Origin of the sequence: Mycobacterium sp., from assembly GCF_050701675.1 — a bacterium.
GTDB lineage: Bacteria > Actinomycetota > Actinomycetes > Mycobacteriales > Mycobacteriaceae > Mycobacterium.
The window spans coordinates 1-8,626 of the sequence record NZ_JBOGDD010000095.1 but is presented as its reverse complement, the minus strand read 5'-3'; the positions used below and the strand labels follow the sequence as shown (position 1 = coordinate 8,626).

At 68.3% G+C, this 8,626-nt stretch carries 10 protein-coding genes; 4 read left to right on the top strand and 6 right to left on the bottom strand.

What is annotated here, in order from left to right:
• Positions 1-433 (bottom strand): crossover junction endodeoxyribonuclease RuvC (gene ruvC, locus ACRDUX_RS03065; RefSeq protein WP_526410903.1); only part of this gene is annotated, 433 nt, incomplete at its 3' end.
• Positions 434-606: 173 nt separating this feature from the next.
• On the opposite strand from ruvC, the gene ACRDUX_RS03060 reads away from it, so the two are divergent.
• The 3 genes from ACRDUX_RS03060 (at position 607) to ACRDUX_RS03050 (ending at position 3,025) form a co-directional block, all read left to right on the top strand.
• Complete coding sequence (locus ACRDUX_RS03060; protein ID WP_526410901.1) at positions 607-1,848, top strand: mechanosensitive ion channel family protein; 1,242 nt, start codon at positions 607-609, stop codon at positions 1,846-1,848.
• Positions 1,849-1,919: 71 nt separating this feature from the next.
• Positions 1,920-2,363, top strand: a complete 444-nt coding sequence (locus tag ACRDUX_RS03055; protein ID WP_526410899.1) for a VOC family protein — start codon at positions 1,920-1,922, stop codon at positions 2,361-2,363.
• A complete protein-coding gene (locus tag ACRDUX_RS03050) occupies positions 2,363-3,025 on the top strand; it encodes an NAD(P)H-binding protein (protein ID WP_526410897.1) in 663 nt (220 codons plus the stop codon). Before ACRDUX_RS03055 ends, ACRDUX_RS03050 begins: the two co-directional genes overlap by 1 nt.
• Positions 3,026-3,104: 79 nt before the next feature.
• Here ACRDUX_RS03050 and ACRDUX_RS03045 read toward each other — a convergent pair whose 3' ends face one another.
• Together ACRDUX_RS03045 and ACRDUX_RS03040 are read right to left on the bottom strand one after the other, a co-directional pair.
• A complete protein-coding gene (locus tag ACRDUX_RS03045) occupies positions 3,105-3,860 on the bottom strand; it encodes a YebC/PmpR family DNA-binding transcriptional regulator (protein ID WP_526410895.1) in 756 nt (251 codons plus the stop codon).
• Between the two features lie 58 nt (positions 3,861-3,918).
• Complete coding sequence (locus ACRDUX_RS03040) at positions 3,919-4,521, bottom strand: TetR/AcrR family transcriptional regulator (RefSeq protein WP_526410893.1); 603 nt, start codon at positions 4,519-4,521, stop codon at positions 3,919-3,921.
• 62 nt (positions 4,522-4,583) lie between these two features.
• On the opposite strand from ACRDUX_RS03040, the gene ACRDUX_RS03035 reads away from it, so the two are divergent.
• Entirely contained in the window at positions 4,584-6,296 is a 1,713-nt protein-coding gene (locus tag ACRDUX_RS03035; RefSeq protein ID WP_526410891.1) for a CocE/NonD family hydrolase, read from the top strand.
• A gap of 59 nt (positions 6,297-6,355) precedes the next feature.
• Here ACRDUX_RS03035 and pdxT read toward each other — a convergent pair whose 3' ends face one another.
• From pdxT to pdxS, 3 genes are all read right to left on the bottom strand, one after another.
• On the bottom strand, positions 6,356-6,937 hold the full coding sequence (pdxT, locus tag ACRDUX_RS03030) for a pyridoxal 5'-phosphate synthase glutaminase subunit PdxT (RefSeq protein WP_526410889.1): 582 nt from the start codon (positions 6,935-6,937) through the stop codon (positions 6,356-6,358).
• Positions 6,934-7,779 carry an acyl-CoA thioesterase II gene (tesB, locus tag ACRDUX_RS03025; protein WP_526410888.1) on the bottom strand — a complete coding sequence of 282 codons (846 nt, stop codon included), beginning with the start codon at positions 7,777-7,779 and terminating at the stop codon, positions 6,934-6,936. The genes pdxT and tesB overlap by 4 nt, the downstream gene beginning before the upstream one ends.
• 9 nt (positions 7,780-7,788) lie before the next feature.
• A partial coding sequence (gene pdxS / locus ACRDUX_RS03020; RefSeq protein ID WP_526410886.1) for a pyridoxal 5'-phosphate synthase lyase subunit PdxS occupies positions 7,789-8,626 on the bottom strand: 838 nt, incomplete at its 5' end.

Here is an 8,626-nt window from a genome sequence, read left to right as displayed (position 1 = left end):
CGTCGGCAGCGTCGGCCGGGGTCGGTTTGGCCTGCAGGGCCAGGATTCTGGTGACCATCTCGGTGACCTGAGCCTTGTCGGCGCGACCGTTGCCGGTGACGGCAGCCTTGACCTCGCTCGGGGTGTGGAAGTGCACGTCGATGTCCCGCCTGGCGGCCGCGAGGGCGATTACCCCGCCCGCCTGCGCGGTGCCCATCGCCGTGTTCGCGTTCTGGTTGGCGAACACCCGCTCGATGGCGAGGACGTCGGGATGATGGGTGTCGAGCCAGTGCTCGACGGTGTCGCTGATGGTGAGCAACCGCTTGTGCAGCGGCTGGTCCGAAGGAGTCCGGACCACGTCGACGTCGAGCGCGGTCACCTTGCGGCCCTGGCCGCTTTCGATGACCGACAATCCGCAACGCGTCAGCCCGGGATCGACACCCATCACCCGCACCTTGGCTCCTTTTCCCGAACAGCTGTTCGATACCTTAACGGGCCGCGCCGACGGCGCCGGGCACCGACACACCCGTGACACACCTCGACGGACGGGGATGTGACGACGGCGGCGACCGACGCTACCGTCGAAGGAGACCCCCGACCCCGATCCGTGGGAGCTGAACTCACTCGATGCCCGGCGACAACGAACTGCAGTCCGCGACCAATCTTGCCGTCACGCTGGCCTGGAGTGCAGGCGCCGTGGCGGCCGCATATGTGCTCGGGGTGGTTCTGACCTGGGTGCTCAGGCGACTCGGCCGCCGCAGCGGTGTGCTGAACGACATCGCCACCCTGACCCGAGCGCCGGCGCGCGCCACGCTGATGGTGTTCGCCGCATCGGTCGCGGTGCAACGGACCTCCGACGTGGCGGACGGCTGGCGCGGTTGGGTCGACCACACCCTGCTGATCCTGCTGATCGCGTCTCTGACCTGGATGGTCGTCGGCCTCGTGAAGGTCGCAGAGCGGCGGACGATCGCACGCTTCGGCGGCGGCGAGGACGAGATCTCCGACGCCGACCGGCTGTGGAGACGGATCCGAACGCAGGTCACGGTGTTGCGCCGACTCGCCACCGCCGTCGTCGTCATCCTCGGTGTCGCCGCGATCCTCATGACGTTCCCGTCCTTCTCCGACATCGGAACCACACTCTTCGCCTCGGCGGGCGTGTTGTCCGTGGTTGCGGGCCTTGCGGCGCAGACGTCGCTGGGCGCGGTCTTCGCGGGCATGCAGATCGCCTTCTCCGGCGCCATCCGCGTGGGCGACGTCGTCGAACTCGAGCAGGGCCAGTGGTGGGGCCGCATCGAGGAGATCACCCTGACCTACGTCGTCGTCCGACTCGCCGACGAGCGCCGACTGGTACTGCCGTGCACGTACTTCACGACAACGCCGTTCGAGAACTGGACGCGCAATGCCACCGAGATCATGGGCACCGTCGAGTTCGACGTCGACTACTCCGTCCCGTTCGACGAGATGCGCGCGGAACTGGACCGACTGCTGTCCTCGAGCGATCAGTGGGACGGACGCCGCGGGGTGCTGCAGGTGACCGACGCCATCGGCGGCGTGGTCCGCGTCCGGATGATGGTCAGCGCCCCCAACGCGGGCGCCTTGTTCGACCTGCGGTGCACGGTGCGCGAGGGCATGGTCGGCTGGGTGCATCGCAAGGGGGGCGTGGTGCCGACACAGCGCATCGAGCCCGCCGGAGCACGGGCCGAACCCGAACCGCCCCGCACGGGCCATGACGGCGGGACGACGAGAGTGGCGTCCGGGCTGTTCTCGGGGAGCCCCGAGGCCGAGGAGCGTGCACGGGCGTTCGACGAACACTCCGACTACGACGACGACATGGTCAGTTCGAACGTCAGGTCCAACGGGAGCGGTTGAGCCGTCCGGGCGGATAGCTTGGAGGCGAGTGACTCCGCTGCGACCTCTCGACGGGAAGGACCCTTCATACCGTGACCGTTCTCGACTCCCCCGTTCCTCGCTTCCACCTCGCGGTTCCCGTCGACGACCTGGACGCCGCGCGGGACTTCTACGGCACCGTGCTGGGCCTGCCCGAAGGCCGCAGCGCCGAGACGTGGGTGGACTGGAACCTGCAGGGCCATCAATTCGTCACGCACCTGGCGCCCGGCGGATCGACACGGGCGCACAATCCGGTCGACGGCCATGACGTACCCGTACCGCACTTCGGCCTGCTGCTGTCCGTCGCCGAGTTCCATCGACTCGCCGAACGACTACGCGCCAGGGACACGGACTTCGTCATCGAGCCGTACCTGCGCTTCGAGGGGCAGACCGGTGAGCAGTGGACGGTGTTCCTGCTCGATCCGGCGGGTAATGCGTTGGAGTTCAAGGCCTTCGCCGACGACTCCCAGGTCTTCGCGACGGCAGGGGCCCGCTGATGCGCGTCGTCATCGCGGGTGGGCACGGCAAGATCGCCCTCATCCTGGAGAAGCTGCTCGCCGAACGTGGTGACTCCGTGGCGGGCCTGATCCGCAACCCTGCCCAGGTCGACGACCTGCGTGCCGTGGGAGCCGACGCCATCGTCGTCGACCTGGAGAGCGCAACGGTCGGTGAGGTGGCCGAGCACCTCGGCGGCGCCGACGCCGTGGTGTTCGCGGCGGGAGCGGGCCCTGGCAGCGGGATCGACAGAAAGGCGACCGTCGACCGTGACGCCGCCATCCTGCTGGCCGATGCCGCCGAGGCAGCGGGCGTGAACCGCTACCTGATGGTCTCCGCCATGGGCGCGGACCATCGACCGGCCGAGGAGGGTGGCGACCCGGTGTTCGCCGCGTACCTGGAAGCGAAGGCTGCCGCCGACGACGTGGTGCGCGCGAGAAGCGCCCTCGACTCGACGATCGTCCGCCCCGGGCAGTTGACCGACGAGGCCGGCACGGGTCGGGTGCGCGTGGCCGAATCGACCGGCCGCGGGAGCATCCCCAGGGCAGACGTAGCCGCAGTCCTTCTCGCCCTGCTGGATGCCCCGACCACCGGCGGAGCCACGTTCGAATTGATCTCCGGTGACGTGCCGATCGCGGACGCCGTGTCCGACATCGGCCGTTAGCGTGGTGGCGTCCATCGACGTGGACGATGACCGGGCGATCGCGCAGCGCCACTACCGGGTCACGATGACGCCGTAACGGTCAGTCCTCGTCGAGCTGGGCGGCGACCTCGTCCGAGATGTCGACGTTGGTCCACACGTCCTGGACGTCGTCACTGTCTTCGAGCGCGTCGACCAGTTTCAGCACCTTGCGGGCGCCGTCCAGATCGACGGGCACGCTCACCGAGGGTTGGAAGCTGGCGTCGGCCGAGTCGTAGTCGATGCCCGCGTCCTGCAGGGCCTTCCTGACCGCGACCAGATCGGTGGGCTCGGAGATGACCTCGAAGCTGTCACCGTGGTCGACGACGTCCTCGGCGCCGGCATCGAGGACGGCGGTCAGCACGTCGTCCTCGGTGAGACCGTTCTTCTCCAACGTGACGACGCCCTTGCGGGTGAACAGGTAGGACACCGAGCCGGGATCGGCCATGTTGCCGCCATTGCGGGTCATCGCGATGCGCACCTCGCTGGCGGCGCGGTTCTTGTTGTCGGTCAGACATTCGATCAGGACGGCGACACCGTTGGGGCCGTAACCCTCGTACGTGATGGGCTGCCAGTCGGCGCCGCCGGCCTCCTCGCCGCCGCCGCGCTTGCGGGCCCGCTCGATGTTGTCGTTGGGGACCGACGTCTTCTTGGCCTTCTGGATGGCGTCGTACAGCGTCGGGTTGCCCGTCGGGTCGCCGCCGCCGGTGCGCGCGGCGACCTCGATGTTCTTGATCAGCCGGGCGAATTCCTTACCGCGGCGCGCGTCCTTGACGGCCTTCTGATGTTTGGTGGTGGCCCACTTGGAATGGCCGCTCATGCAGGTACTGCTCGCTTTCGTTGCGCTGCGAAGTCTGATCATCCAGTCTACGTGGACGTTAGTCCCCTCCGAGGTCACCCTCGACGTAGTGCTGCAAATTCGGCGCGACGGCCGCGACGAGCTCGTCGTCGCTCATCGAGGCGATCGGCTCGATCCGCCACACGTAGCGCATCATCGCCAGCCCCATCATCTGCGAGGAGATCAGCCCACTGCGCACCGAACGATCCTGGGCATCGGCGCCGAGCTGAGAGACGCCCATCAGACTGCCCTCGACGATGCGCCGCAGCTTCTCCCTGGTGGACTCCTCGTGCGCAGCGGTCAGTAGCACGGCACGCAGGACGGGCCCGATCTCGTCGTCGGCCCAAGCGCCCAACATCAGCCGCAGCAGCGCCGCACCGAGTTCGGCATGCGGCGTCGCCCAGGTGGCAGCGACACCTTCGAGCCATCGCTGCGGTGGCGTGGTCGCGGCGTCGAGCAGCGTTTCCTTGGACCCGAAGTAGTGGTAGATCAGCGCCGGATCGACGTCGGCCGTCCTGGCGATCGCGCGAAGCGTCGTGCCCGCCCAGCCGTGCGTGGCGAACTCGTCGCGGGCGGCGGCGAGGATGCGCGCTGACAGCACCCCCTTCTCGTCGCGAGGGCCTGGCGGTGTCTTCTTGGGCACTAGACGACCCTACCAAAAGATTCACGTTGCGTTGAGACTAGTTTCAACATACCGTGAGACCCATGACGACCAAGCTCAACGGCCCTCAGACGACGGGGCGCGCCTACCGCAACCTCAGCGTGCCCACCCACTCGATCCGCCACGACGACAACCTCACCATCGCGATGCGGGACGGCGTCGACCTACTTGCCGACGTGCACCGCCCCGACGCCGACGGCCGATTCCCCGCGCTGATCGCCGCATCGCCGTACCCGCGCCAGATTCAGAACCTGGGCGCCCCCTTGGGATTCGTCGAGGCGGGCAACACTGACTTCTGGGTGTCTCGCGGTTATTGCCACGTCATCGCCAACGTGCGAGGCACCTGCGGATCGGGTGGGGAGTTCGGGTTCTTCGACGCCCAAGAACGGCAGGACATGTACGACCTCGTCGAGTGGGCGGCCGCCCAGCCATGGTGCGACGGCAATGTCGGCATGATCGGCATCAGCTACTTCGCCATGGCGCAGCTCGAGGCCGCCGTCGAACGTCCGCCGCACCTCAAGGCGATCTTCCCGGTCGCGGTGACGGCCGATCTGTACGAGGCGGCCACCCACCACGGGCTTGCCAGTTCGTCGTTCATCACGCCCTTCCTGTCGATGGCAGGCCTGACGTCTGGCCGCAGCGACGGCTTCTGGCGCAGCCTGCCCCTCGAGGTCGCCCGCAAGGTGCTTCACGCCTCCCCGCTGCACCGCAAGTTCGGCACCATGAACGGCGAGGCGGCGATCACCGGACTTCGCCTGATGCTCAAGCTGCCCCACGACCCACACCCGTGGGACGACCTGTGGATGAACGCCATGGTCAAGCACCCCGTGCGCGACGAGTGGTGGGACGAGCGGGATCTCACCGGTCTGCTCGACCGCATCGACGTCCCGGTCTACCTCGGCTGCGATTGGGAGAACGTCCCGCTGCACCTGCCGTCGACGTTCATCGCGTGGAAGGGCTTGGCGCACAATCCGAACGTGCGAATGGGGATGCTCGGGCAGTACGGCCTCACCTGGCCATGGGAGAGCCTGCACACCGAAGCGCTGGCCTGGTACGACCACTGGCTCAAGGGCCACGACACCGGCATCATGGACGGCTCGCCGATCCGCTACGTGCTGCCAGGTGCCGGGGCGGGCTGGCACACCGCCGAACAGTGGCCGCCCGCAGAGGTCTCGCTCACCGAATTCGCACTGTGCTCCGACGGGACGCTCGCCGAAGACGAAGGCGAACCCGGCGCGCGCGAGTACCTGACGCTCGGCGCTGGCCTCGGCCGCGCCAAGCCGAGCCCCATCGACCCGCCTGCGCTGCTGACGTGGACCAGCCCGCCGCTCAAGGAGGCCATGGACGTGGTCGGCGACATCGAGCTACGCCTGGTCGCCGCCAGCACCGCGGCGGATACGGCCTGGATCGCGACGCTGCAGCGCGTGGCCCCCGATGGCACCGTCGACGACGTCACCGCGGGCTGGTTACGCGCCAGCCTGCGCGAGGTCGACGAGGATGCGAGCAGGCCGGGCGCGCCCGTCCTCCCGTGCCGCAGGGCCGCCGCCGTGCCGATCGGCGATGATGTCGAGTATCGAATCCCGTTGGTGGGCAATGCCCGTCGCTTCGCAGTCGGAGATCGAATCAGGTTGACGGTCGCCAGCGACGATCAGAATCCCGACGTGCCTGCCATCATGAACTTCCGGCATGCGAGCGTGGGCACCAGCAGCCTCAACACGGTCCGCTCGTCCTCGCGCCTGCTGCTCCCCACCCTCTAACCCCCGGGCGATTTCGGCGCGGTCAGTTGCGCTCAGCGCAACCGAGCGCGCCGAAGCCGCTAGAGGGAGTCGACGAACAGGCGGTGTACGCGTCGGTCACCGGTCATCTCGGGGTGGAACGCGGTCGCCAACGTGCGCCCCTGCCGCACCGCGACCGGATGTCCCGCGGCACGCGCCAGCACCTCGACCGCGGGCCCCACCCGCTCGACCCACGGAGCCCGGATGAACACGGCGTGCATCGGCGCGTCGAGTCCGTCGAATGCGATGTCGCCCTCGAACGAGTCGACCTGGCGACCGAAGGCATTGCGCCGCACGGTCATGTCGATCCCCCCGAGCGGCAGCGCCTCCCTGCCTGGCACGCCTGCGTCGGCGATCTCGGTCGCCAGCAGGATCATCCCCGCACACGATCCGTAGGCGGGCATGCCGTCCGCCAGCCGGGCCCGCAGCGGCTCGAGCAGTTCGAATTCGCGCAGCAGCTTGCTCATCGCCGTCGACTCCCCGCCAGGTATCACCAGGGCGTCGACGGAGTCCAACTCGATACGCCGTCGCACGGTGATCGCCTCGGCGCCCGCCTCAACCAGAGCTGCCAGGTGTTCTCGGGTGTCGCCCTGCAGCGCAAGGACTCCCACACGAGCGGTCATTTGGCGGTTGCGGTGAAGTCGCGTTGGTAGCGGGTCAAGCCCTCCTGCACCACCGCTGCCACCATCTCGCCGTACTGATTGAAGAGCTTCCCCTCCGTCAGCGACCGTCCGCCACAGGCCGACGGCGAGGACTGGTCGTACAGCAGCCACTCGTCGGCGCGGAACGGGCGCATGAACCACATCGCATGGTCCAGCGACGCGACCATCAGGTGCTTGCGCTCGTCGGGGTGGTTCACCTGCGCAGAGCCGAGCAGCGTCAGGTCGCTCAGATACGCCAGCGCGCAGATGTGCAGCACCGGGTCGTCGGGCAGAGGATCGGTGTGCCGGAACCACACCTGCTGTTGGGACGCCTTGCCGGGCAACAGTGCCACCGCGTCGCGGGGCACGATGCGGACGTCCCACTCCGCGAACTGGGCGAACCCCGCGTCGTCGAACGCCCCACCGGAACGAAAGCCGGGCAGGTCGTCGGGTGGCGGCGCCGACGGCATGGCGTCCTGGTGCTCGATCCCGCTCTGGTCGGTCTGAAACGACGCCGACATGGAGAAGATCGTCTCGCCGTGCTGGACCGCGTTGACCCGCCTGGTGGCGAAGGATCCGCCGTCCCGCAGCCGCTCGACCAGATACACCGTCGGCGCTCGGGCGTCGCCCGGCCGCAGGAAGTAGCCGTGCAGCGAGTGCACCTGATAGCGCGGGTCCACGGTGCGAACGGCCGACACCAGCGACTGACCCGCGACGTGACCGCCGAACGTGCGCTGCAGAAAGCCGGATTCCGGGCTGAAGACTCCGCCGCGATAGATGTTGACCTCGAGCTGCTCCAGTCCGAGGATCTCTTCGATCGACATACCCGAGCGTTACCAGCCGCGTTCGGCGAGCCGGTGTGGCTGCGCGATGTCCTCCACGTTGATGCCGACCATGGCCTCCCCCAGCCCGCGCGACACCTTGGCCAGCACGTCGGGATCGTCGTAGAAGGTGGTGGCCTTGACGATGGCCGCCGCACGCGCCGCCGGATCGCCGGACTTGAAGATGCCAGAACCGACGAAGACGCCCTCGGCGCCGAGCTGCATCATCATCGCCGCGTCGGCCGGCGTGGCGATGCCACCGGCGGTGAACAGCGTGACTGGCAGCTTGCCCGCCCGCGCCACCTCGACCACCAGGTCGTACGGGGCCTGCAGTTCCTTTGCCGCGACGAACAATTCGTCCTCCGACAGCGAGCCGAGCCGACGGATCTCGCCGCCGATCTCGCGCATGTGCGTGGTCGCGTTCGACACGTCACCGGTGCCCGCCTCACCCTTGGAGCGGATCATCGCCGCGCCCTCGGTCAGCCGCCGCAGCGCCTCACCGAGATTGGTGGCGCCGCACACGAACGGCACGGTGAACTTCCACTTGTCGATGTGGTTGGCGTAGTCGGCTGGGGTGAGCACTTCGGACTCGTCGACGTAGTCGACACCGAGGCTCTGCAGGATCTGCGCCTCGACGAAGTGACCGATCCGCGCCTTGGCCATCACCGGGATGGTGACCGCAGCGATGATGCCCTCGATCATGTCGGGGTCGCTCATCCGCGATACGCCACCCTGGGCGCGGATGTCCGCCGGGACGCGTTCGAGCGCCATCACCGCAACGGCCCCGGCGCCCTCGGCGATGCGAGCCTGCTCGGGTGTGACGACGTCCATGATGACGCCGCCCTTGAGC

Coding starts and splice junctions, on each gene's coding strand:
- tesB (WP_526410888.1), bottom strand. CDS start 7,779: ATGTCGATCGAAGAGATCCTCGGACTGGAGCAGCTCGAGGTCAACATC.
- ACRDUX_RS03050 (WP_526410897.1), top strand. CDS start 2,363: ATGCGCGTCGTCATCGCGGGTGGGCACGGCAAGATCGCCCTCATCCTG.
- ACRDUX_RS03035 (WP_526410891.1), top strand. CDS start 4,584: ATGACGACCAAGCTCAACGGCCCTCAGACGACGGGGCGCGCCTACCGC.
- ACRDUX_RS03060 (WP_526410901.1), top strand. CDS start 607: ATGCCCGGCGACAACGAACTGCAGTCCGCGACCAATCTTGCCGTCACG.
- pdxT (WP_526410889.1), bottom strand. CDS start 6,937: ATGACCGCTCGTGTGGGAGTCCTTGCGCTGCAGGGCGACACCCGAGAA.
- ACRDUX_RS03045 (WP_526410895.1), bottom strand. CDS start 3,860: ATGAGCGGCCATTCCAAGTGGGCCACCACCAAACATCAGAAGGCCGTC.